General features: G+C 64.7%; 24 protein-coding genes. 17 read left to right on the top strand and 7 right to left on the bottom strand.

Annotation, left to right across the window (positions count from 1 at the left end):
* Positions 1 to 168: 168 nt before the first annotated feature.
* Entirely contained in the window at positions 169 to 1,200 is a 1,032-nt protein-coding gene (pspF, locus tag KEC45_RS00530; RefSeq protein WP_062185151.1) for a phage shock protein operon transcriptional activator, read from the top strand.
* A 43-nt stretch (positions 1,201 to 1,243) separates the two neighbouring features.
* On the opposite strand, the gene KEC45_RS00525 is transcribed toward pspF, so the two are convergent.
* The gene (locus KEC45_RS00525; protein ID WP_062185153.1) at positions 1,244 to 1,753 is read right to left on the bottom strand and encodes a hypothetical protein; all 510 of its coding nucleotides are present in this window, start codon (positions 1,751 to 1,753) and stop codon (positions 1,244 to 1,246) included.
* 228 nt (positions 1,754 to 1,981) lie between these two features.
* Between KEC45_RS00525 and rplU the strand changes: the two genes are divergently transcribed.
* From rplU to KEC45_RS00510, 3 genes are all read left to right on the top strand, one after another.
* Positions 1,982 to 2,470, top strand: coding sequence for a 50S ribosomal protein L21 (rplU, locus tag KEC45_RS00520; RefSeq protein ID WP_062185155.1), 489 nt, complete (start codon positions 1,982 to 1,984; stop codon positions 2,468 to 2,470).
* A 52-nt stretch (positions 2,471 to 2,522) separates the two neighbouring features.
* Positions 2,523 to 2,792 carry a 50S ribosomal protein L27 gene (gene rpmA, locus KEC45_RS00515; protein ID WP_062185156.1) on the top strand — a complete coding sequence of 90 codons (270 nt, stop codon included), beginning with the start codon at positions 2,523 to 2,525 and terminating at the stop codon, positions 2,790 to 2,792.
* Between the two features lie 236 nt (positions 2,793 to 3,028).
* Positions 3,029 to 3,625 carry a GNAT family N-acetyltransferase gene (locus KEC45_RS00510; RefSeq protein ID WP_062185159.1) on the top strand — a complete coding sequence of 199 codons (597 nt, stop codon included), beginning with the start codon at positions 3,029 to 3,031 and terminating at the stop codon, positions 3,623 to 3,625.
* Positions 3,626 to 3,842: 217 nt separating this feature from the next.
* On the opposite strand, the gene KEC45_RS00505 is transcribed toward KEC45_RS00510, so the two are convergent.
* Positions 3,843 to 4,448, bottom strand: a complete 606-nt coding sequence (locus KEC45_RS00505; RefSeq protein ID WP_062185161.1) for a DUF937 domain-containing protein — start codon at positions 4,446 to 4,448, stop codon at positions 3,843 to 3,845.
* Between the two features lie 179 nt (positions 4,449 to 4,627).
* Between KEC45_RS00505 and KEC45_RS00500 the strand changes: the two genes are divergently transcribed.
* The 3 genes from KEC45_RS00500 to KEC45_RS00490 all read left to right on the top strand — a co-directional run bounded on the left by KEC45_RS00500 (position 4,628) and on the right by KEC45_RS00490 (position 7,927).
* Complete coding sequence (locus KEC45_RS00500; protein ID WP_039577117.1) at positions 4,628 to 5,026, top strand: DUF3597 domain-containing protein; 399 nt, start codon at positions 4,628 to 4,630, stop codon at positions 5,024 to 5,026.
* Positions 5,027 to 5,150: 124 nt separating this feature from the next.
* Complete coding sequence (locus tag KEC45_RS00495) at positions 5,151 to 6,995, top strand: DUF885 family protein (RefSeq protein ID WP_062185164.1); 1,845 nt, start codon at positions 5,151 to 5,153, stop codon at positions 6,993 to 6,995.
* The gene (locus KEC45_RS00490; protein WP_062185167.1) at positions 6,995 to 7,927 is read left to right on the top strand and encodes a DUF2268 domain-containing putative Zn-dependent protease; all 933 of its coding nucleotides are present in this window, start codon (positions 6,995 to 6,997) and stop codon (positions 7,925 to 7,927) included. Before KEC45_RS00495 ends, KEC45_RS00490 begins: the two co-directional genes overlap by 1 nt.
* On the opposite strand, the gene KEC45_RS00485 is transcribed toward KEC45_RS00490, so the two are convergent.
* Entirely contained in the window at positions 7,924 to 8,373 is a 450-nt protein-coding gene (locus KEC45_RS00485) for a hypothetical protein (RefSeq protein WP_062185170.1), read from the bottom strand. The two genes, KEC45_RS00490 and KEC45_RS00485, sit on opposite strands and share 4 nt — an antisense overlap.
* Positions 8,374 to 8,421: 48 nt before the next feature.
* The gene (locus KEC45_RS00480) at positions 8,422 to 10,023 is read right to left on the bottom strand and encodes a phosphoenolpyruvate carboxykinase (protein ID WP_062185171.1); all 1,602 of its coding nucleotides are present in this window, start codon (positions 10,021 to 10,023) and stop codon (positions 8,422 to 8,424) included.
* 290 nt (positions 10,024 to 10,313) lie between these two features.
* Between KEC45_RS00480 and KEC45_RS00475 the strand changes: the two genes are divergently transcribed.
* Genes KEC45_RS00475 through KEC45_RS00440 form a run of 8 tightly spaced genes read left to right on the top strand, consistent with a single transcriptional unit; the run spans position 10,314 to position 16,363 of the window.
* Positions 10,314 to 11,024 carry a response regulator transcription factor gene (locus KEC45_RS00475; protein ID WP_062185174.1) on the top strand — a complete coding sequence of 237 codons (711 nt, stop codon included), beginning with the start codon at positions 10,314 to 10,316 and terminating at the stop codon, positions 11,022 to 11,024.
* A 4-nt stretch (positions 11,025 to 11,028) separates the two neighbouring features.
* Entirely contained in the window at positions 11,029 to 12,621 is a 1,593-nt protein-coding gene (locus KEC45_RS00470; protein WP_062185176.1) for an ATP-binding protein, read from the top strand.
* Positions 12,622 to 12,675: 54 nt separating this feature from the next.
* Positions 12,676 to 13,122 (top strand): HPr kinase/phosphorylase, encoded by a 447-nt coding sequence (locus KEC45_RS00465; protein WP_062185179.1) that lies wholly within the window; start codon positions 12,676 to 12,678, stop codon positions 13,120 to 13,122.
* A 10-nt stretch (positions 13,123 to 13,132) separates the two neighbouring features.
* Positions 13,133 to 14,071: an RNase adapter RapZ gene (gene rapZ / locus KEC45_RS00460; RefSeq protein WP_062185182.1), complete on the top strand. Its 939-nt coding sequence runs from the start codon at positions 13,133 to 13,135 to the stop codon at positions 14,069 to 14,071.
* Positions 14,072 to 14,085: 14 nt separating this feature from the next.
* On the top strand, positions 14,086 to 14,514 hold the full coding sequence (locus KEC45_RS00455; RefSeq protein WP_062185184.1) for a PTS sugar transporter subunit IIA: 429 nt from the start codon (positions 14,086 to 14,088) through the stop codon (positions 14,512 to 14,514).
* Entirely contained in the window at positions 14,511 to 14,789 is a 279-nt protein-coding gene (locus KEC45_RS00450) for an HPr family phosphocarrier protein (RefSeq protein WP_037555414.1), read from the top strand. Before KEC45_RS00455 ends, KEC45_RS00450 begins: the two co-directional genes overlap by 4 nt.
* 4 nt (positions 14,790 to 14,793) lie before the next feature.
* The gene (locus KEC45_RS00445) at positions 14,794 to 15,609 is read left to right on the top strand and encodes an RNA methyltransferase (RefSeq protein ID WP_062185186.1); all 816 of its coding nucleotides are present in this window, start codon (positions 14,794 to 14,796) and stop codon (positions 15,607 to 15,609) included.
* A 52-nt stretch (positions 15,610 to 15,661) separates the two neighbouring features.
* The gene (locus KEC45_RS00440; RefSeq protein ID WP_062185188.1) at positions 15,662 to 16,363 is read left to right on the top strand and encodes an META domain-containing protein; all 702 of its coding nucleotides are present in this window, start codon (positions 15,662 to 15,664) and stop codon (positions 16,361 to 16,363) included.
* A gap of 125 nt (positions 16,364 to 16,488) precedes the next feature.
* Here KEC45_RS00440 and KEC45_RS00435 read toward each other — a convergent pair whose 3' ends face one another.
* From KEC45_RS00435 to KEC45_RS00425, 3 genes are all read right to left on the bottom strand, one after another.
* Positions 16,489 to 17,844: a DNA recombination protein RmuC gene (locus KEC45_RS00435; protein ID WP_062185190.1), complete on the bottom strand. Its 1,356-nt coding sequence runs from the start codon at positions 17,842 to 17,844 to the stop codon at positions 16,489 to 16,491.
* 56 nt (positions 17,845 to 17,900) lie between these two features.
* Positions 17,901 to 18,377 carry a hypothetical protein gene (locus tag KEC45_RS00430; RefSeq protein ID WP_062185191.1) on the bottom strand — a complete coding sequence of 159 codons (477 nt, stop codon included), beginning with the start codon at positions 18,375 to 18,377 and terminating at the stop codon, positions 17,901 to 17,903.
* Between the two features lie 108 nt (positions 18,378 to 18,485).
* Complete coding sequence (locus KEC45_RS00425) at positions 18,486 to 19,022, bottom strand: copper chaperone PCu(A)C (protein WP_062185193.1); 537 nt, start codon at positions 19,020 to 19,022, stop codon at positions 18,486 to 18,488.
* Positions 19,023 to 19,177: 155 nt separating this feature from the next.
* Between KEC45_RS00425 and dnaK the strand changes: the two genes are divergently transcribed.
* Together dnaK and dnaJ are read left to right on the top strand one after the other, a co-directional pair.
* Entirely contained in the window at positions 19,178 to 21,088 is a 1,911-nt protein-coding gene (gene dnaK, locus KEC45_RS00420; RefSeq protein ID WP_062185195.1) for a molecular chaperone DnaK, read from the top strand.
* A gap of 64 nt (positions 21,089 to 21,152) precedes the next feature.
* Complete coding sequence (gene dnaJ, locus KEC45_RS00415) at positions 21,153 to 22,286, top strand: molecular chaperone DnaJ (RefSeq protein WP_062185198.1); 1,134 nt, start codon at positions 21,153 to 21,155, stop codon at positions 22,284 to 22,286.
* The last annotated feature ends 39 nt before the right edge of the window (positions 22,287 to 22,325 follow it).

Below are 22,325 nucleotides of genomic sequence, written 5' to 3'. Positions count from 1 at the left end.
CCCTGTGTTTTTCGCTGCACCGACGCATCGTGCGCCGGTTCACAGAAATCTTTGCAGGAGGCGTGCCAATTGCGCAAAGGCGCACAAAACCGCCGAACTTCACTCGCAAATCGAGCCTTCAATCGATTTAACTTGCCAATCAACGGGAAAATTTGCCAATGATTGGGAATGGAACGCGAGACGCAATTCATTGGCCAGTCGGCGGCATTTCAGGACGCGGTCGAACGCGCCAGCCTCGCCGCCTCGCTCGACCGTCCGGTGCTCGTGATCGGCGAGCGCGGGACGGGCAAGGAACTCATCGCCGAGCGCCTCCACCGCCTGTCGACACGCTGGGATCGCCCCTATGTCATCATGAACTGCGCGGCGATGCCCGAAACGCTGATCGAGTCCGAACTTTTCGGGCACGAGGCCGGCGCCTTCACCGGCGCGACGCGCACGCGTGCAGGACGTTTCGAAGAAGCCGACGGTGGCACGCTGTTTCTCGACGAACTCGCAACGATGTCGATGGGCGCGCAGGAACGGCTGCTGCGTGCGGTCGAATATGGCGAGGTGACGCGCGTCGGATCGTCGCGTCCGATTCGCGTCGATGTGCGCATCGTCGCGGCGACCAACGAACATCTGCCCGCGCTGGTCGAGGACAATCGCTTCCGCGCCGACCTGCTCGACCGACTGTCGTTCGAAGTCATCACCCTGCCCCCCTTGCGCGCGCGCGAAGGCGATATCGAGGTGCTGGCTACCTATTTCGGCCAACGCATGGCGGCGGTGATCGGCTGGGACGAATGGCCCGGCTTCGGGCCGCGCGCGCTCGCGGCTATGGAGGGGCACGACTGGCCCGGCAATGTCCGCGAATTGAGGAACGTCATCGAACGCGCAATCTATCGATGGGCCGACCCCGAAAAGCCGGTCGATGCGCTGAGCTTCGATCCGTTCGCGAGCCCCTGGCAGCCGGTGGTGCGCAAGGCGCCCGCAAAATCCGAAGCGTCTGCGCCGGGCCCCGCGAGCGACGCGGTGCAAGCGCCTGCGACCGCGCCGTCAGGCTCGGTCAGCGACCTGCGGGCGGCGGTCGACGCTTATGAAAAGCAGATATTGTCGGACACGATGGCGCGCTGCCGTTTCAACCAGAAAGTCGCCGCCGAGGCGCTGGCGCTGAGTTACGACCAGATTCGCCACGCGCTGAAGAAACATGGGCTGAACCAATAGGCACGATGATCCTCCCTGCCGCAAAGCGACGGGAGGATATAAACTACTGCCCCGGCAGTTGCGCGTTCAGCGCCTCCAGCACCGCATCCTGCGTCGAGGCGAGATCGGCGAGCCGGTCGCGCAGCGCATAAATGTCCGGAAGCCCGTCGATCTGATCGTCGACACTGCGCTCGATATAGAGACGATCGATGTCGGCAAGCGCCGTCGTGAGCGGCGCGCGCGCGGCGATCAGGCGCGTAATCGCTTGTTGCGCCACGACCCAGCGCTCGCTGGAGACGGGAGCACCTGCGGCGGCCGAAACCGCCGATGCCGTCGCGGCGCGCTCGGCGGCAAAGGCTTGCTGCCCGGCAGCACCATCAGCTTCCCAGCGCTGGAGACGTCCGGCAAGGTCGGTGGGCAGCGGCCCCGGCGGCGCGACGACGACCGCGGGCGGCGCGACATCGAATCGCCCCTCGACCGCGCGCTTCGCGAGCGAGGGGCCATCATTGGCCTGTGTCCCGGCGCAAGCGGGCAGCGACAGGAGCAGCGGGGCAAAAAGAAGGGCGCGCTTCATTGCCGTCCCTGATATGGGCGCACCGACGGCGCAGCAAGTGCCGAATCGGCAGCGTGGGCGATAATCGACCTCGCCCCGCGCTTTTGGACGAAAAGCACGGGATTTGGCGGTTGACAGCGACGCCCTGTCTCGCTAGTGGCGCTGACTTTCCCGCATGCCGGAAAAATCGCCTGCTTTGGCGGGTGACTGGCAGCGTGGGTGTTTTAGTTTCTGATTGGATGGAAGACCATGTTCGCAATCGTGCGCACGGGCGGCAAGCAGTATCGCGTCGCCGCTGGAGACAAGATCGCCGTTGAAAAGATCGACGGCGAAGCTGGCGACACCGTGTCGCTGGGCGACATCCTGCTGGCCGGTGACGGCGGCGAAGTGAAGAGCGCCGAAGGCCTCGTCGTTTCGGCCGAGATCATCGCCCAGACGCGCGGCGAAAAGGTCATCGTCTTCAAGAAGCGCCGCCGGCATAACTACCGTCGCCGCAACGGTCACCGTCAGTCGCTGACGCTGCTGCGCATCCTCGCTGTCGGCGATGCCAAGAAGGCCGCGCCGAAGAAGGAAGCCGCTCCGAAGGCTGAGGCCGCTCCGGCTGCCGAAGCCAAGGCTGCAGCACCCGCCAAGGAAGCCGCACCTAAAAAGGCTGCTGCTCCGAAGGCCGAAGCCGCTGCCGAAGCGCCCGCAAAGAAGCCCGCTGCCAAGAAGGCAGCCCCCAAGAAGGAAGCCTGAGCGCGGCAACGCGGCTCGGCCTCTCGAACGAACGAATTAAGGAGCATCAGTCATGGCACATAAGAAAGCAGGCGGTTCTTCGCGCAACGGTCGCGACTCAGCCGGCCGCCGCCTTGGCGTGAAGAAGTTCGGCGGTCAGGAAGTGATCGGCGGCAACATTATCGTGCGCCAGCGCGGCACCCGGGTCTACCCGGGCGTCAACGTTGGCATGGGCAAGGACCACACGCTGTTCGCAACCGCCGACGGCCAGGTCCGATTCCACGATGGCAAGCTTGGCCGCAAATATGTGTCGGTCGACGCCATGGCGGAAGCCGCCGAATAAGGACGATCTTCCAGGGTCGTCCACCAGGGATGACCCGGAACGGTCCTTTCCGCCCCAAGCGGAAACCAGTTCGAAAAGAGGGAGACGGGTCACCCCGGGCTCCCTTTTTTCTTGCCTGAAATCCGCGCTCTAGCGGTCAGGCGCGAAAATCGGGCCATCCATCTCCCTCCGTATCGAATGTCGTCAAAGCGTCACCATCTGGCGCCAAGGCGACAGGCAATTGGGAGTTAGAAAAGATGTTCGCGCGTACCGAAAGACTGTTGCTGCGGCCCGGCTGGCTGGAAGACGCCCCCGCGCTCGCCCAAGCGATCGGCGAAGAGGCGGTGGTCCGCAACCTCGCGACCGCACCCTGGCCCTATGGCGAGGATCAGGCGCAGGAGTTTCTGAGCAAACCGCTCGACCCCGACCAGCCGCGTTTCCTGATCTTTGCCCGCACCGGCGGCGCGCCGCGCCTTGTCGGCGGCTGCGGCATTTCGCCGAGCCCCGAAGGCGGCCCCGAAATGGGATATTGGATCGCCCGTCCCTATTGGGGCCTGGGTTTCGCGACCGAGGCGGGGCGTCAGCTCGTCCATATCGCGCGGGCAATGAACCTGCCGAAACTGTCGGCGGGCCATTTCCTCGACAATCCGGCGTCGGGTGCGGTGCTGCGCAAGCTTGGTTTCAAGCCCACCGGCAAGGTCGCGCCGCGTTACAGCCTCGCGCGCGGCGGCGAAGCGCCCTGCGCGCTGTTCGAGGAAGGCGACGCCGATTCCGATGGCGCCGTCACCCCGATGCGAAGCCGCATCGGGGTGGACGAGGATTTCCGTGAGGAATTGCGCCTGATGGCAGCGTAAAGCCGATCGCGCGGTGAGCTGAGGCGACATGGCGGCTTAGGGGTGGGGAGCGGGCGTTGCCTCCCCCCACTTCCGTCATCCCGGGCTTGACCCGGGATCCCGCTTTTTTGACGCACTCACTGGCATCGACTTCAAGCGGGACCCCGGATCAAGTCCGGGGTGACGAGGACGTGGACGGCAGCAATCGGTCGAAAGGGAACCGTCCGACTGCGGCCGCCTATCCCCGCATCTTGTTGACCATGCCCATGATATCGTCGAGCGGATTGCCGTCGCCGTCCATGTCGAGCATTTTTCCCAAACCGCCAAGGCCTCCCGCCGATGGCGCCGCGCCGCCGCCCATCGCGCCGCCGAGCACATTGCCGAGCATGCCGCCCAGACCGCCGGAAAGTCCGCCGCTTTCGCCGGACTGGCCGCCCTGCTTCGCCATATAGCCCGCAACCATCATCGCGAGCATCGGCAGCATCTGTTTGAGAATGCCCGAATCGAGTCCGGTCTGTGCTGCGGCCTGCCCTGCGACAGTGCGGCTCACATCTTTCGACCCGAAAATCTGCCCAAGCACATCATTGCCCTGTTGAACGGGAGTCGGCTGCGATCCGAGTACCGAGTCGAGCAGGCCGCCGCCGCCGAGTTGGCCGAGGAGACCTCCAAGCGCTCCAAGCCCTTCGGCTCCGCCGCCGGCCGATTGAGCCTGCTTTTTGAATCCGCCGAGAATCGCGGGAAGCAGCGCGTCGGCGCCCTGTTTCGCCATCGCGGGAGGAATGCCCAGCTCCTTCGCCATCGATTCGATGCCGCCGGCTTGCGCCAATATGTCGGTGAGATTCATGTCGTCATACTCCCGCTTCGGCACGGATCGGACGCCGCGCCGATGCAAATGAGTATAGCAGCAGGCAGGACGAGGAGGAGTCGTTCATTTGGCTGTCATTCTCAAATGCATAGTCCTAGCCTGCGACTGTACGACTCGCCTTTCGGCGATGCGCCATGGTTTCTAGTGGGAGCTAAACAATGAGCATTTTCGGCAAGATCAAGGACGCCATCTTCGGCAAGAAGGCCGTCGCCGCAGAACCCGCCGCCCCGGCCGCGCCCAGCCCCGTCGGCACCGCGCTGGACGCCGCGACGCAAGCCATGGCCGCGGCCGCCGCCGCGCCCGTCGATGTCGATGCCATCCTCACCGCCGAGGCCGCGAACGCCGGACAGGATCTCAACTGGCGCACGTCTATCGTCGACCTCATGAAGCTGCTCGGCATTGATTCGAGCCTCGCCAACCGCAAGGAACTGGCGCAGGAACTGGGTTACACCGGCGAACTCGACGGCAGCGCCGAAATGAACATCTGGCTGCACAAGGCGGTTATGCGCGAACTCGCGGCGAACGGCGGCAAGGTGCCCGCCGATCTTACCGACTGATAGACAGCCGATAATTTTCGACGGGGGTCGGGAGAGCGCAAGCTTTCCCGGCCCCTTTTCGTTGACCGCCGCGCGGGTGTGCCTAGACAGGTTTCACAAGAAACAAGTCGCCAGGGAGCTGCCCGTGTCTAATCCGCTTTCCACCCCCGTCAGTCGCCGCCAGACGCTTGCCACGCTCGGCGCGGGCACCGCGGGGCTTGCCATCGCCGGTCCCGCAGCCGCTCTTCAGTCGGCGCCAAAGAGCGACGCGCAGCAACTGCTCGATTCGATCGCCGACAATCTGCTCGCGCTCTCGCCCGAAGGTGCGACTTCGCTCGGCATCGACACCGGTGCACGCGCGGCCGAACGCGGCAAGCTCGGCGACCGGTCTGCAGCAGGCCAGAAAGCCGTCGCCGATACGCTGAAGGCCGATGTCGCGCGCGTCCGCGCGTTCGACAAGGCAGGGCTCGATCACAAGACGCGCACCAGCCTTGCGGTCGTGGAGAGCGCCTATGGCGTTGCGCTCGACGGCTTTGCCCTGCCCTATGGCGACGTCGCGGTCGGCGGCTGGCGCAACACGCCCTATGTCGTGATCCAGAATGTCGGCGCCTATCTCGACGTCCCCAAATTCCTCGACAGCGATCATCCGGTGAAAAATACCGCCGACGCCGAAGCCTATCTGTCGCGCCTCAACGCTTTCCCCGGCGTCCTCGACGGTGAGACCGGCCGGCTGAAAGCCGCCGGCGGACAAGGGCTGATCGCCCCTGCCTTCTTGATCGACAAGGCGGTGAAGCAGATGGAAGCAACGATCGCCGACGCAAAAGCGGGCGGATCGATGGTCGAAAGCCTCGTCCGCCGCACGGGCGAAGCGAAGATCGCGGGCGACTGGTCGACACGCTCGGCGAAGATCGTGCAGGGTCCCGTCGCTGCGGCGCTCGAACGCCAGCTCGCCGAACTCAAGGCGCAGCGCGCGAAGGCGACGATGGACGCGGGCATGTGGGCGCGTCCCGGCGGCGACGAATTCTACGCCTGGGCATTGCGCGCTTCGACGACGACGCGGATGACGCCCGAAGAGGTCCACCAGATGGGCCGCCATGAACTCGCCGAACTCCACGGCAGGATGGATCCGATCCTCAAGAAGCTTGGTTATACGCAAGGCTCGGTCGGCGACCGCATGAACGCGCTCGCCAAGGATCCCAAATATAAGTTCCCCGACAACGACGCGGGTCGCGCCGAAATCACCGCCTATATCCAGACTTGGCTCGGCAAGATCCGCGCGCAGCTACCGCGCGCGTTCCGCACGCTGGTAAAGGGCAATGTCGAGGTGAAGCGCCTGCCGCTGGCCGAAGAACCCGGTGCACCTGCGGCCTATGGCGGCGCGGGATCGATCGACGGGACGGTGCCGGGCAAATTCTGGATCAACCTGCGCACCACAGAGCTGCACAGCAAGTATTCGCTCCCCGATTTGACGATGCACGAGGCGATTCCCGGCCATGTGTGGCAGGGCGAATATGCGAACCAGATGCCGCTCATTCGCACGATGCTGGCGTTCAATGCTTACTCCGAAGGCTGGGCGCTCTATGCCGAGCAACTCGCCGATGAGCTTGGCCTCTACGACGATTTCGAGGTCGGGCGTCTGGGCTATCTCCAGTCGCTGGCATTCCGCGCCTGCCGCCTCGTCGTCGACACCGGCATCCACGCCAAGCGCTGGACACGCGAGCAGGGCGTCGAGTTTTTCGTCAAGGAAAATGGCTCGAACCCGCTCGAGGTGTCGAGCGAGGTCGACCGCTATTGCAGCTGGGCCGGGCAGGCGTGCGGCTACAAGGTCGGGCACAGCGAGATCGTGCGGCAGCGCGGGCTGGCGCAAAAGGCGTTGGGCGCGAAATATGACCTCCGCGATTTCGACAATGTCGTCGTCGAGGGCGGCAACGTCCCGCTCGACGTGCTCGCGCAAAATGTCGACGCCTATGTGGCGGAGAAAAAGGGCTGATGCGTCGCGCCGCCTTGCTGGCGGTACTCGCCGCCAGCATGACTTGGAACCCGGCCAGCCGCGCTGCCGATCAGCCGGCCTCTCCGGCGCGCGTCGCGATCGTGACCTCGGACGTCGAGCGTTTCTTCGCGCTCGCCGATGATCCGGCGCTTGCGGCGCAGCCCGAGCAGCTCGCCATACGCTATCTCGCCGATCCCTCACCGGGGCTGGTCGAGTTCATGGCGCTGCGCCGTATCACACCCGAAAAGCTGGCCGCAGCGCTGCGCACCAAACCGCAACTCTTTGCCGATGCGCGCGGCTGCGCGGCAAAACTCGGCAATGTCCGGACGCGGCTGGTCGCAGCGACCGACCGGCTCGCTGAAATCTATCCTGCCGCCAAATTCCCGCCGATCACCATCGCGATCGGGCGCGGGACGACCGCAGGCACTGCAAACGCCAAGGGGCTTTATATCGGGCTCGAAACCCTGTGCATGGCAAAGTTCATCGAGGCTGACGACGAAGACCGCTTCGTCCACATCATCGCGCACGAATATGTCCATGCACAGCAGCCGCTCGCGCAGGTCGAGAGCGAGGACGATACCGTCCTCCACGCCGCGCTTGTCGAGGGCGCTGCCGAGTTCGTCGCCGAGCGGATGAGCGGTTCGGTCGGCTATCCGCTGCTCCACCAATGGGCGAAGGGACGCGAAGCCGAGTTGGAAACCGCCTTTCTTGCCGAAAAGGACGGCAAGGCGATCGGGTCACGCTGGCTCTATAACCAGCAGGGCAAGGACGGTTGGCCCGGCGACCTCGGCTATTGGGTCGGTTACCGCGTCGCCAAAAGCTACTATGATCGCGCACCCGACAAGGCCGCGGCGATCAAGGCGATTATCGAGATGCGCGACCCCGCCGCCTTCCTTGCGGAAAGCGGCTGGGCGCCCGGAATGAAGCTTTAGGCCGGAAAGGGCACAAGATCGGGTTCGACAAAGCCGCGCCGCGCCGGGACCGAAAAGAGCAGGTCGCGGGTGTAGAAGCGCAGCGGCCAGTCGCGGCCGCCCATGTCGGAAAGCAACAGCGCGTTGACGCGCGCAGCCAGCCCGACCTCGGCGGTTTCCGACAGGAACAGCCGCACCCCTGCGACATAGGCACGCGTGATAGTGTCATGATAGCCCTGTGTGTCGTCGTTCACACCACCGACACTCTCGTTATAGCGGCTGATGATCGTCGCAATCTCGGCATCGATGTCGATGTCGGGGCGCTCGCTGACAAGCCAGAGGCAGGCGCCCAGATGCGCCTCATGCGTCCACGCTTCGCGCGGCAGGCTGCGCGCGAGCAGGCCACTGCCGATCGCGCGTATGTCTTCGTCGCGCTCGAACAGGCGCGGGCGATATTCGGTGGTCATTGGTCCGGTCCTTCCGGGTGAATGAACACCCGGAAGGTTCCGGGTAGGTTATGCTGCGACGGCCGCCTGCGGCGCGGCTTGGCGGACGCCTTCGTCGACATGATCCGCAAATTGCGCGAAATTGTCGATGAATTGTCCGACGAGCGTTTGCGCCGTGCGGTCATAGGCTTGTTTGTCGGCCCAGGCTTCGCGCGGATCGAGCAAGGCACTGTCGACGCCCGGAACCGCGACGGGCACCATGAAGCCGAAATTCGGATCCTTGCGGAATTCGGCGTCGTTGAGGCTGCCGTCGAGCGCGGCGTTGAGCAGCGCGCGCGTCGCCTTGATCGGCATGCGCTTGATGCCGTCCATCGTCGCCATGCCGCCGGTCCAGCCGGTGTTGACGAGCCAGCACTGGACACCGCCCTTGGCGATGCGCTCTTTCAGCAAATTGCCATAGACCGACGGGTGACGCGGCATGAAGGGTGCGCCGAAGCAGGTCGAGAAGGTCGCCTCGGGCTCGGTCACGCCGATCTCGGTCCCCGCGACGCGCGCGGTGTAACCCGAAAGGAAATGATACATCGCCTGGTCGGGCGTCAGCTTCGCGATCGGGGGCAAGACGCCATAGGCATCGGCGGTGAGCATGATGATGTTCTGCGGGACCGGACCCATATTCCGTTCCGACGTGTTCGGAATGAAATCGATCGGGTACGAACCACGGCTGTTCTCTGCGAGGCTCGCGTCGTCGAAATCGAGTTCGCGCGTGACCGGATCGATCACGACATTTTCGAGCACGGTGCCAAAACGCTTGGTCGTCGCGAAAATCTCGGGCTCGGCCTCCGGCGAAAGGCGGATCATCTTGGCGTAGCAGCCGCCTTCGAAATTGAAGACCGCGGTGTCCGACCAGCCATGCTCGTCGTCGCCGATCAGCGTGCGCGAGGCGTCGGCCGACAGCGTCGTCTTGCCGGTGCCGCTGAGGCCGAAGAAGACTGCGGTGTCGCCCTTGGGTCCCATGTTCGCCGAGCAGTGCATGGGCATCACGCCCTTAACCGGGAGCAGATAGTTGAGGATGCCGAACACCGACTTCTTCATCTCGCCCGCGTACTGCGTGCCGCCGATCAGCACGAGCTTCTCCGAGAAATTCACCGCAACGACAGTCTCGGTCCGCGTGCCGTGGCGCGCCGGGTCGGCGCGGAAGCTCGGCAGGTCGATGATCGTATATTCGCTCGCGAACGCCGCGAGCTCGGCCGCGGTCGGGCGGCAGAGCAAGGTGCGGATGAACTGGCTGTGCCAGGCGAATTCGGTGACGACCTGAACCGCGACGCGGTGCTCGGGCTGCGAGCCGCCGAAAAGCTGCTGACGGAACAGGCGCGGGCGCTGCGCCAGATGCGCGAAGAAATCGGCCTTCAATGCCGCGAAATTATCAGGGGTCATCGCGACGTTCGTCTTGCCCCACCAGATCGTATCGGCGGTCTCTGCGTCCTTGACGATGAACTTGTCCTTGGCGCTGCGGCCGGTGTGCTTGCCGGTTTCGACGACGAGCGGGCCGTCCTTGGCGAGCACGCCCTCCCCGTGGCGAACCGCATCCTCGATCAACTGCGGAGTGCCCCAGTTTTCGGCGACTTCCGCCTTCGTCTCGACGGTGTCCGCGCCGATCACAACCTTGGTCATTTGCCTTCGCCTTTCCTTGTCCGGCGGCGTCGTTGCATACCTATGCAATGCTTAGCGCACTAATGGGTTGGCCCGCATTCGCATGGGTGCCGACGTGACCGCCGATTCCGAAATCTCGGCCGCGTTAGCCCGCTTGGCGGGGGAGGTCAAAAGATTAAAGCGGAGCTGCGCGGCGCTTGCGATGAGCGCTTGCGGCGGGCGTGCCAAAAGGGAACTGTACTAACGCCCCGATGTTGTCGCTGAACCGCGGATAGGCTAATCGCTGCTTGGGCCCGCCAAACGGAAAGAGCATGACGGCAACCATCGCGCTGGTCGACGACGACCGCAATATCCTGCAATCCCTGTCTATCGCGCTTCAAGCCGAAGGCTTTGTGACGCGCGTCTATTCGGACGGCGAGGCGGCGTTGAAGCCGCTGATCGACAATCCGCCCGATCTGGCCGTGTTCGACGTCAAGATGCCGCGAATGGACGGACTCGAACTGCTGCGTCGCCTGCGCGAGAAGAGCCAGCTTCCCGTCATATTCCTGACCAGCAAGGATGACGAGATCGACGAGGCACTGGGCCTGGCGATGGGCGCCGACGATTATATCGCCAAACCCTTTTCGCAGCGGCTGGTGATCGCCCGCATCCGCGCCATCCTGCGCCGCGTCGAACTCAACCGGTCGGCACCCAGCGAAGACGACGAACCCGTCGCCGAGCCGATCACCCGCGGACGGCTGCAGATGGACCCGGCGCGCCACAAGGTCGCGTGGGACGGCAAGGACGTCACGCTGACCGTCACCGAATTCCTGATCCTCGAAACGCTTGCCGCACGCCCCGGTATCGTGCGCAGCCGCAATCAATTGATGGACGCCGCCTATCAGGACGACGTCTATATCGACGATCGCACGATCGACAGCCACATCAAGCGCCTGCGCCGCAAGTTCCGCGAGGTCGACCCCGAGTTCGACGCGATCGCAACCCTTTATGGCGCAGGGTATCGCTTTGCAGACGAGAGCTGATGCCATGAAGCCCGACGCCAGCATCGCCGAACAGGAGGAATCGCCGCTGGTCTGGTCGGCGCGCTGGTCGCTGACCACGCGTATCCTTGCGGTGAACATCCTCGCCATCGCGCTGCTTGCCGGCGGCTTCTATTATCTCGACTCCTATCGGAGCCGACTGGTCGATACGCGCATCGAGGTGATGAAGGACCAGCTCGCAATGCTCGACAGCGCGCTGGAAGCGGCGCGGCCCGAAGAGCGCACGCGGCTGATCGATGAATTTACCGCCGCGACCGAGTCGCGCCTGCGCTTCTATGCCGCCGACGGCCGGCGCATTTCGGACAGTTTCGAGACGGGTCCGCCGACCTATACGTTGCGCGATCCCGATCTGCAGCCCTGGAAGCGCGACGCCGCGCGCGCGATGGATCGCGGCATCGACTGGATCGTCGGCGCGCCGGCCTATCCCGAGTTCGAGGAACCGCGCGTCGACAATGCGAAATCCTGGCCTGAGGTCCTCGAAGCGCAACGCAGCGACATCGAGACGAGCCGTTTCCGCTATGCCCCCGAACGCACCCCGCTGCTCAGCGCGGCACGCGTCGTCGACCTCGATACGCCGCAAACGGTGCTGATGACGCTCAATGCGCGCGACATCACGCGCACCGTGCGCGCCGAACGCTTTCGCATCGCCGTCGTCGTCGCAATGGTGCTTATGGCGTCGGTCCTCCTGTCCCTGTTCCTTGCCCGCACCATCGTCCGCCCGCTCCGCCGCCTTGCGCGCGCCGCAGTTCGCGTCCGCCTCGGCCGCGCCCGTGAGGTTGTCGTACCGCGCCTGCCCAGCCGCCGTGACGAGATCGGAACGCTCGCCCGCGCGCTCAGCGACATGACGCAGGCGCTGCGCGAACGTATCGACGCGGGCGAACATTTCGCTGCCGATGTGACGCACGAGCTCAAGAATCCGATCGCCTCGGTCCGCTCCGCGATCGAGGGGCTGGGACGCGTCAAAAGCGACGAGCAGCGCGCGCAACTCCTGGCGATCGCCGACGAGGATGTCCGCCGGCTCGACCGGCTGGTGAACGACATCAGCGAGGCGAGCCGGGTCGACGCGCAACTGTCGCGTACGCTGTTCGAACCGATCGACGTCGGCATCATGATCGAATCGATGCTCGCGGCGCGCGCGGCGCGCGTCGACACGACCGTGCCCCAGCCGCGCGTCGCCTTCGCGCGTCCCCGCAAAGGTACGACAGTGGTGATGGGCGATGGCCATCGGCTTGAACGCGCGATCGACAATGTGATCGACAATGCGATCAGCTTTTCGCCCGATACCGGCCTCGTCTGCATTTCGGCGACCCGCCTCGGCGATGAGGTTCATGTCAAGGTCGACGACGACGGCCCCGGCATCGACCCTACGCAGCGCGACGCCATTTTCCGCCGTTTTCATAGCGAACGCCCCGCGGGCGAGGCCTTCGGTCGCCATAGCGGGCTGGGCCTGGCGATCGCGCGCACGATCGTCGAGGGGCATAGCGGTACGATCAATGCCAAGGATCGCGATGACGGCAGGTCGGGCGCCAGCCTGCTCATCACCCTGCCCGCGCGCGAAGGTACGACCGAAACCGGCTGACGCCGTCATCCTATCGTCTTGCGGCACCGCACCGTCGCCGGTAAGCCATGCGACATGCTTCCGAGCCGGACCAACACGCAAATCGTCAATATCCATGCGAGCTGCGTCGCAGCGGGCAATGGCGGCGTGCTGATCCTCGGCAATTCGGGACAGGGCAAATCGGACCTGGCGCTGCGGCTGATCGATCGCGGCGCGCGGCTGGTTGCCGACGACCGCTGCGATATCTGGTTCGAACGCGGCCGGCTGTGGTGCCGGCCGCCCGAAAACCTGGCGGGCAAGCTGGAAGTGCGCGGGATCGGGATCGTCGAGCGGCCGTGGACGGCACCCGTCCCGCTCGCGCTCGCGGTGCGCCTGACCGACCGCTACGACCGCATGCCAGCAGTCAATCAGGTCGAGACGGTCGCGGGCCACCCGCTGCCCGCGCTGTTGCTGTCGGCGTTCGAGGCGTCGGCGCCGATCAAGATCCTGCTCGCGCTCGAACGACTGGCACCCGCGGCATGAGGCATCGACGATGAGCGCGGCCGCCGAATCGCGCCTGTTGCTGGTCACCGGCCTGTCGGGTGCGGGCAAATCGACCGTGCTGAAGGTGCTCGAGGACCTTGGCTGGGAAGTGGTCGACAATCTGCCACTCGCGCTGCTCGAAACGCTGATCGACGCGCCGATGCAGCGCAGCGAGGCGGGGCGCCCGCTCGCGATCGGCATCGACAGCCGTAGCCGCGGCTTCCGTCCCGCGCTGCTCGTGCGCCGAATCAAGGATTTGCGCGAGGCGGGCGGACGCGACATCCAGACCCTGTTCCTCGATTGCGCCGGTGCCGAACTCGAACGCCGTTTCTCTGAAACGCGCCGCCGCCATCCCATGGCCGAGGACCGCCCCGCCGCCGACGGGATCGCGCGGGAGCGCGAGATGATGGAGCCGCTCCGCCGCTGGGCCGAGCATGTCGTCGACACGACCAACTACAGCAGCAACGATCTGCAGCAGGAAATCCGCCAACGGTTCGGCGATGCCGACGAGGGCGAACCCGTCCTCAATGTGATGAGCTTCGGCTTCGCGCGCGGGCTGCCGCGCAACGCCGACCTCGTCTTCGACATGCGTTATCTGCGCAACCCGCACTGGGATCCGAAGCTCAAGCCCGGAACCGGGCTCGATTCCGATGTCGCCGCCTATGTGATTGCCGATCCCGCCTATGAAGACAGCCTGTCGCAGATCGAGAAGTTGATCCTCACCTTGCTGCCGCGCTACCGCGCCGAGGGCAAAAGCTATGTCACCATTGCCTTCGGCTGTACGGGGGGACGCCACCGATCGGTCCATGTCGCGAGCCGTGTTGCCCAAACGCTACGCGAGTCCGGATATGAGCCAACGCTGACCCACCGCAATCTTGACTCTGCCCCGCAAGATGGGCTTGAGGGCAGGCCCCCGCCCGCGGCTTCCGCGCCCGGCGGCAACATATAAGGGTCGACGACTGCATGGCGAACGATAAGGCTCTGCCGCTTCTGGGAATGGTGCTCGTCACCCACGGCCGCCTTGCCGAGGAAATGGTGCGCGCGATGGAGCATGTCGTCGGTCCGCAAAGGGCGGTCGCGACCGTGTGCATCGGCCCGAACGACAATATGGAGATGCGCCGCAAGGAAATCGCCGACGCGATTCGCAAGGTCGACGAAGGCCGCGGCGTCGTGATGCTGACCGACCTGTTCGGCGGCACCCCGTCGAACCTCGCGATCAGCCTGCTCGAGGCGGGGCGCACCGAAGTGATCGCAGGCGTCAACCTGCCGATGCTGATCCGCCTCGAAAGCGCGCGCAAGACGATGGAACTTCGCGCCGCGGTGATCGCGGCGAAGGAAGCCGGCCAGAAATATATTTCGGTCGCGTCGGAAATGCTGGGAGTGGGCCCTTGAACGAAAATTCCGAGACGGTCGAAATCACCAATCAGCGCGGCCTTCACGCGCGTGCGAGCGCCAAGTTCGTGACCTTTGTCAGCCGCTTGCCCGAAAGCGTGTCGGTTGAGGTCGAAAAGGGCGGATCGCGCGTCAACGGCACCTCGATCATGGGACTGATGATGCTCGGCGCCGCAAAGGGCGACTCGATCACGATCCACACCAAGGGCGACGGCGCCGACGCGGCGCTGCTGAAGCTGGTCGGGCTGGTCAAGGACAGCTTCGGCGAGGATTGACCGGATGACCGGTCGCCGTTCAACCATCGAAAGCCTATCGAACCCGCTGGTGAAGCGGATGCGGCTGTTGCGCGAAAAACGCCACCGCCGCGCCGAGGGACTGTTCCTCGCCGAGGGGCTGCGTATCGCGACCGAGGCGCGCGAGGCGGGCGTGCTCCCGCAATGGCTGTTCCTGGGCCCCGAGGGTGACGCGCACCCTCTCGCGGCGGCGCTGGTCGCCGACACGCTGGCCGCGGGCGGCGAAGTCATCGACACGACGGGCGCGATCCTTTCGAAACTGTCGGGCAAGGATAATCCGCAGACCATCGTCGGCATCTATGCCGAGCCGCAGACGACGCTTGCCGACATCGACCGCGATGCCGCGCCGATCTGGCTCGTCGCCGAGCGGCTGCGCGATCCCGGCAATCTGGGCACGATGCTTCGTACCGGCGACGCGGTCGGCGCGGGCGGGCTGATCCTGCTCGATGAAAGTACCGATCCCTATGCGGTCGAGGCAGTGCGCGCGAGCATGGGCGCGATCTTTACGCAGAAGCTGGTGGTGACGCGCTGGGAGGAGTTTCTCCCATGGCTGCGCCAGGGGACCGGCCAACTCGTCGCGACGTGGCTCGGCGACGATACCGAGGATTATCAGGCAGTGCGCTACGCCGCGCCGACCTTCATCCTCACCGGCAATGAATCGCAGGGCATGCCCGCCGACTATGCCGCCGCCGCAGATGTGCGGGTGAAGATGCCGATGATGGGCAAGGCCGACAGCCTGAACGCGGCGGTCGCGACGGCGGTGATGGCTTATGAGGTGTTGAACCAGCGGCGGAACCAATAGCCGGCCGCGCGGTTCATCGATCGATCAGCATGAAGCGTTCAGGAGATGCCGCATGATCAGGATCCTACCCGCCGCTTCGCTGCTCGCGCTCGCCGCCTGCACCCCCGTTGCCGATACGCCGCCGCAAGGTCCGGGCGATCAGCCCGCCGCCTATATGGCGCTCGGCACCGAACCCGGCTGGACGCTCGAAATCACGCCGTCGCGGCTGAATTATGATGGCGACTATGGCGAGACGAAGATCATGGTGCCGAACCCCGGCGCGAAGTCGTCGTCAAACGGACGCTCCTATGTAACCGACCGGCTGTCGGTCACCATCCAGAAGACGAAGTGCAGCGACGGGATGAGCGATCGGCTTTATTCCGACACGGTGCGCGTCGTCGCCGATGGCAAGAGCGTGCAAGGCTGCGGCGGCGCGGTGCTGCCGCCCGACACGCTCGCGGGGTCGAACTGGACCTTCGTGTCGATCGGCGGAAAGCCGGTCACCTCGGACCGCCCGACCTCGCTGCAATTCGGCGGCGACCGGCTCAGCGGCAGCGCGGGCTGCAACCGCTTTTCGGGCCGCTATTCGGCGACCGGCGACACGCTGACAGCGGGGCCGCTGATGGCGACCGAAATGGCCTGTCCAGGCATGGAGCTGGAACAGCTCTTCTTCAAATTGATGACGACAACGGTCAATCTGACCTTCGCCGACGACGGCACGCTCGTCCTGACGGGCAGCGGCGATCGAACGGCGGTGTTGCGGCGGGTGATCTAGACGCAGCCCCATCCTCCGTTCGTGTCGAGCGAAGTCGAGACACCGTGAAGGCATGCGCTGCTGATGGGTGTCTCGACTTCGCTCGACACAAACGGGTTGGGGGCGGCTCAATTCCCCCGCAGCCCCTATTCCCCCGCGTCGTTGACCGCCGCGGGCGTCCCAGCCAGCTTGGCCAGCGGGCGCGCCGCCTGTTCGGCGACGGGGAGCGCCGGGATTTCCTTGTCGCCGGTTTCGATGTCGAGCGCCTCGAAACGCTTTGCCTGCGTCAGCACCTGCGATTCGAAGCTGCCGACGAAAGCGTTGTACGCCCCCGTCGCCTGATCGAGATTGCGCCCGACCTTGGCGATATGCCCGCCCATCACCGACATGCGCGCGTAAAGCTCCTTGCCCAGCGCGGCGATCTCGCGCGCCTGATTGGCGAGCTTTTCCTGCCGCCACACCGCCGCGACGGTGCGCGCGATCGCGATGAGGTTGGTCGGGGTCGCGAGCAGCACCTTGCGCTCGAACGCATAATCCCAAAGCCCCGCGTCCTGATCGAGCGCGGCGGCAAGGAAATGCTCGCCGGGCACGAACATCACGACGAAGTCGGGGGTGTCGTCGAACTGGTTCCAATAGGCTTTGGCGCCAAGCGTATTCACATGCGCCTTCATCGCCGCAGCGTGCGCGACGAGATGTGCCGCTTTCTCTCGCTCCTCCACCGCGCCGAACGCATCCTGATAGGCGTTCAAGGACACTTTGGCGTCGATCACGAGATTCTGCCCGCCGGGTACGCGCACGACGACGTCCGGGCGCAGCCGCCCGCCGTCGCCGTCGTTCACGCTAACCTCGGTCTGGAAATCGGCGTGCTCGGAGAGGCCGCAGCTTTCGAGCACGTTGCGCAGTTGCTGCTCGCCCCAGCGCCCCCGCGCCTTGGGCGCGTTGCGCAGTGCGTTGACGAGTTTCGCAGCCTCGCTCGACACGCGTTCGGTGCCCTCGCGCATCGCCGCGATCTGGCCATGGAGCAGGCCAAAGGCGTCGCGGCGCTCGGCCTCGACCTTCGCCACCGCCGCCTCATATTTTTCGAGCCGGTCGTGGACCGGATGCAGCAGCGCTTTCAGATTCTGCCCTGCGGTCGCCTCGCTCTCCTTAAAGCGCGCCTCGGCGCGTTCGAGGAACGCTTTTTGCGCACCATCGAGCATCACCTGCCCGACCTCACGAAACTGCGCCGTCAGCGCGGCCTGCGCGTCTTTCAGTTGCGCGATCTGCGCATCATGCGCCTCGTCGCGCGCGCGCTGTTCGCTGAGCAAAGCCGCAAGCTGGATATCGGCTGCCTTGCGCGCCTCGGCCTCGGCCGCGAGGTCCGTCACCGCGGTCTTGAACCGCTCCGAAAGCCCGTCGCGCTCGGCCTTGAGCGCGCCCGACTGGCGGCCGGCAAAAAGCCAGCCGATCAGGCCCCCGATGGCGAGGGCAACAAGGGCGACGACGAGGGCGGTTCCATCCATGAGAGGAACATAGGACGAACGCCGCCCCTCTGGCTAGCCGGTAATTGTCGCATCCATCATGCCGCGTCCCATGATGACGGCAGTATCGCACGATAGGCCTCGATTCCCGGCGCGCCGCCGACGACCAGCCCCTGGGTCAGCAACCAATAATGACGAACGATCTCGGCCTGTTGTTCGAGCCCGTAGCGTTCGAGCAGCCAACCGGGTTTGAGGCTGTAGCTGTAGGTCGCGAAGGGATGGCGCATCAGCACCAGATACCAGCGTCCGCGCGTCTGCGCCTGCCAGACATGCGTCATCTCGTGGATGAACAGCCCCTGCAATCGCTGCGACGCGACGCTGAAATCGTCGCAATAAAGATCGCCATGCGGGTTGAAATGCAGGCTGCCCATCGGCGCCATGACGATGTGGCGCGGCTGGAAGAAAATCCACTTATGGTGGTTCACGCGCACGCGGTCATAGGCGATCCCGCCCCCGAACACCGTCCGGGCAAGCGCGACCTCGCCAGGCGTGAGCGGTCGCGACGGACGCGGCATTAAAACCCCGTCATTGCGAGGAGCGAAGCGACGCGGCAATCCAGAGTGGCGTAAACCGCTCTGGATTGCTTCGCTTCGCTCGCAATGACGAAGTGTCGGAATGCATCCCTATTTCTTCGCAGCGTCCGGGGCCGCTTGGTCGGCGCCCTTTTCCATCGCGCCATGGTCCATCGCGCCATGATCGGCGGCTGCCTCGGCACCCTCGGCAGGCTTGATCACCATGTCGAAGAGGATGCGTTCATTATTGTTGTTGGTGAAAACGAACGCCATCGGCAACTTGCCCGCGCGGACCGCGGCGCCGTTGATGCCCCAGATCATCAAATGCTTGCCGCCCTGTTTGAACACCAGGTCGCCCTTGGCAGGCACGTCGGCGCGCAGCAGCGGCTTCATCGTCACGACGCCATTTTCCTTCACGCTTTCGTGCATTTCGACACGCTGCGCGAGGTCGGCGGTCACCGCGACAAGCCGGACCGGCTGCGGGCCGCCCTGGACGCGAAAATAGCCGACCGCCGGACGGTCGGGCGTCGCCCCCATCACGATATGCCCGCTCACCACATTGAGCGGCTTGGCGGCGACCAGATTATCGCCGCAGCCGGTCAGGCTGAGCGCAGTGGCGGCGAGAGCGGCAAGAGCGAAGGGTTTCATTTTGGGAGGACTCCGTAAAAGCGCGATATTTTCGCACCCTCGATAAGCCGTGAAAGCCCTTGTGCCAAGGCAAAGCGCACCTATATCGCCCCCATCAAAACCATGGACGGCGTGCCTTTTCAGGGCGTCGAGGAAGCAACAAGGACGTATTATCAATGGCCAAAGTGATCGGGATCGACCTCGGCACCACGAACAGCTGTGTCGCGGTGATGGAAGGCGGAAAACCCAAGGTTATCGAAAATGTCGAAGGCACGCGCACGACCCCGTCGATCGTCGCCTTTGCAAAGGATGGCGAGCGCCTGATCGGCCAGCCGGCGAAGCGCCAGGCCGTCACCAACCCCGAAAACACGATTTTTGCGGTGAAGCGCCTGATCGGCCGCCGCTTCGACGATCCCATGACCAAGAAGGACATGGAACTCGTCCCCTATACCATCGCCAAGGGTTCGAACGGCGACGCGTGGGTCAAGGCGGGCGGTGAGGATTATTCGCCGTCGCAGATCAGCGCCTTCATCCTTCAGAAGATGAAGGAAACCGCCGAAGCCTATCTGGGCGAAAAGGTCGAGCAGGCGGTCATCACCGTTCCCGCTTACTTCAACGACGCCCAGCGTCAGGCGACCAAGGACGCCGGCAAGATCGCAGGCCTCGAAGTGCTGCGCATCATCAACGAGCCGACCGCGGCGGCGCTGGCCTATGGCCTCGACAAGACCGAGAATAAAACGATCGCAGTCTATGACCTTGGCGGCGGCACCTTCGACATCTCGATCCTCGAAGTCGGCGACGGCGTGTTCGAGGTGAAGTCGACCAACGGCGACACCTTCCTCGGCGGTGAAGATTTCGACAGCAAGCTCGTCGAATATCTGGCCGACGGGTTCAAGAAGGACGAAGGCATCGACCTGCGCGGCGACAAGCTTGCGCTGCAGCGCCTGAAGGAAGCCGCCGAAAAGGCAAAGATCGAACTGTCGTCGGCCGCGACGACCGAGGTCAACCTGCCCTTCATCACCGCCGACGCCAATGGGCCGAAGCATCTGGTGAAGACGATCACGCGTTCGGACCTGGAAAAGCTGGTCGAAGAGCTGGTCAAGCGCACGCTCGAACCCTGCAAGAAGGCGATCAAGGACGCGGGCATTTCGGCCAGCGAAATCGACGAAGTCGTTCTCGTCGGCGGCATGACGCGCATGCCGCGCGTGCGTGAAGTCGTGAAGGATTTCTTCGGCAAGGAACCGCACACCGGTGTGAACCCCGACGAAGTCGTCGCGATCGGCGCTGCGATCCAGGCGGGCGTGCTGCAGGGCGACGTCAAGGACGTGCTGCTGCTCGACGTGACTCCGCTGTCGCTGGGCATCGAAACGCTGGGCGGCATCATGACCAAGATGATCGACCGCAACACGACGATCCCGACCAAGAAGTCGCAGGTCTACTCCACGGCTGACGACAATCAGTCGGCGGTGACGATCCGCGTGTTCCAGGGCGAGCGCGAAATGGCGCAGGACAACAAGATCCTCGGCCAGTTCGACCTCGTCGGCATTCCGCCCGCTCCGCGCGGCGTGCCGCAGATCGAAGTGACCTTCGACATCGACGCCAACGGCATCGTGTCCGTCCACGCCAAGGACAAGGGCACCGGCAAGGAACAGCAGATCAAGATCCAGGCTTCGGGCGGCCTGTCGGATTCGGACATCGACCAGATGGTCAAGGACGCCGAGCAGTTCGCCGAAGAGGACAAGACGCGCCGTGAGGCGGCCGAGGCGAAGAACAACGCCGAAAGCCTGATCCACTCGACCGAAAGCCAGCTCCGCGAGCATGGCGACAAGGTCGACGCGGGCCTGAAGTCCGAGATCGAAGCCGCGGTTGCCGAAGCCAAGACCGCGGTCGAAGGCGGCGATGCCGCCGCGATGACCGAAAAGAGCCAGGCGCTCGCGCAGGTCGCGATGAAGCTTGGTCAGGCGATCTACGAGAAAGAGCAGCAGTCGGCAGCATCCCCCGGCGCCGACGATGATGCCGGTGCGGCGAAGACCGACGAAGACGTCGTCGACGCCGAATTCTCGGAAGTCGAAGACGACAAGAAGTAAGAAAACTCCCTCGCCGGGTCCGCGCCATGCGGGCCCGGCGGGCCGGAGGGGGCCTGTTTGACCTATGTCACTCGACATCGATTATTACGAACTGCTGGAAGTCGAGCGCTCAGCCGACGATGCGACGCTGAAGGCGAGCTATCGCAAGCTCGCAATGAAATATCACCCCGACAAGAACCCGGGGTGCGATGACAGCGAAGCGCGCTTCAAGGCCATCAGCGAAGCCTATGACTGCCTGAAGGATCCGCAGAAGCGCGCAGCCTATGACCGGTTCGGCAAGGCGGGCGTCAATGGCGGCGCGGGCGGCTTCGGCGGTGGCGGCAATGCCGATTTCGGCGACATCGGCGATATTTTCGAATCGATCTTCGGCTCGGCATTTGGCGGAGGCGGACGTCAGCAGCGCGGTCCCGCGCGCGGCGCCGACCTGCGCTACGACATGGAAATCCGGCTCGAGGACGCCTTTTCGGGCGTCACGCGCGAGATTCAGGTCGATGTCGCGGCGCGCTGCGAGACGTGCGACGGATCGGGCGCCAAGCCCGGCACCCAGACCAATCGCTGCACGACCTGCGCCGGCCATGGCAAGGTGCGCGCGCAGCAGGGTTTCTTCATGGTCGAACGCACCTGCCCGACCTGTCAGGGCGCGGGCGAAGTCATCGCCGACCCCTGTAACTCATGCCATGGCGAGGGCCGGGTCGACCGGCGCAAGACGCTGACCGTCAACATCCCGGCGGGTGTCGACGAGGGCACGCGCATCCGCCTGTCGGGCGAAGGCGAAAGCGGCGCACGCGGCGCGGCGCCGGGCGACCTTTATATTTTCCTGCATATGGCGCGGCACAAAGTGTTCGAGCGCGAGGGCACGACGCTGTTCACGCGCGCGCCGATCAGCTTCACCACCGCTGCATTGGGCGGCGAGATCGGCATTCCCGGCCTCGATGGCCAGATGCACGACATCGCCATCCCCGCGGGCATCCAATCGGGCAAGCAACTTCGCCAGCGCGGCGCGGGCATGCCGGTATTGAACGGCCGCGGTCATGGCGACCTTGTCGTCCAGATCGACGTCGAGACGCCGACGAAGCTGACCGCACGGCAAAAGGAATTGCTCTGCGAATTCCGCGAGACCGAAACCGGCGAGGAATGCCCCGCAAGCCAGGGCTTTTTTGGTCGTATCAAGGAAATGTGGGACGATCTGACGGACTGATCCGTCGTTCTTCAACTTCGTCATTGCGAGCTACGCTCG

This window comes from Sphingopyxis sp. USTB-05 (assembly GCF_023822045.1).
In the GTDB taxonomy this organism is placed as follows: domain Bacteria; phylum Pseudomonadota; class Alphaproteobacteria; order Sphingomonadales; family Sphingomonadaceae; genus Sphingopyxis.
This window is presented reverse-complemented; position numbering and strand designations above follow the sequence as displayed.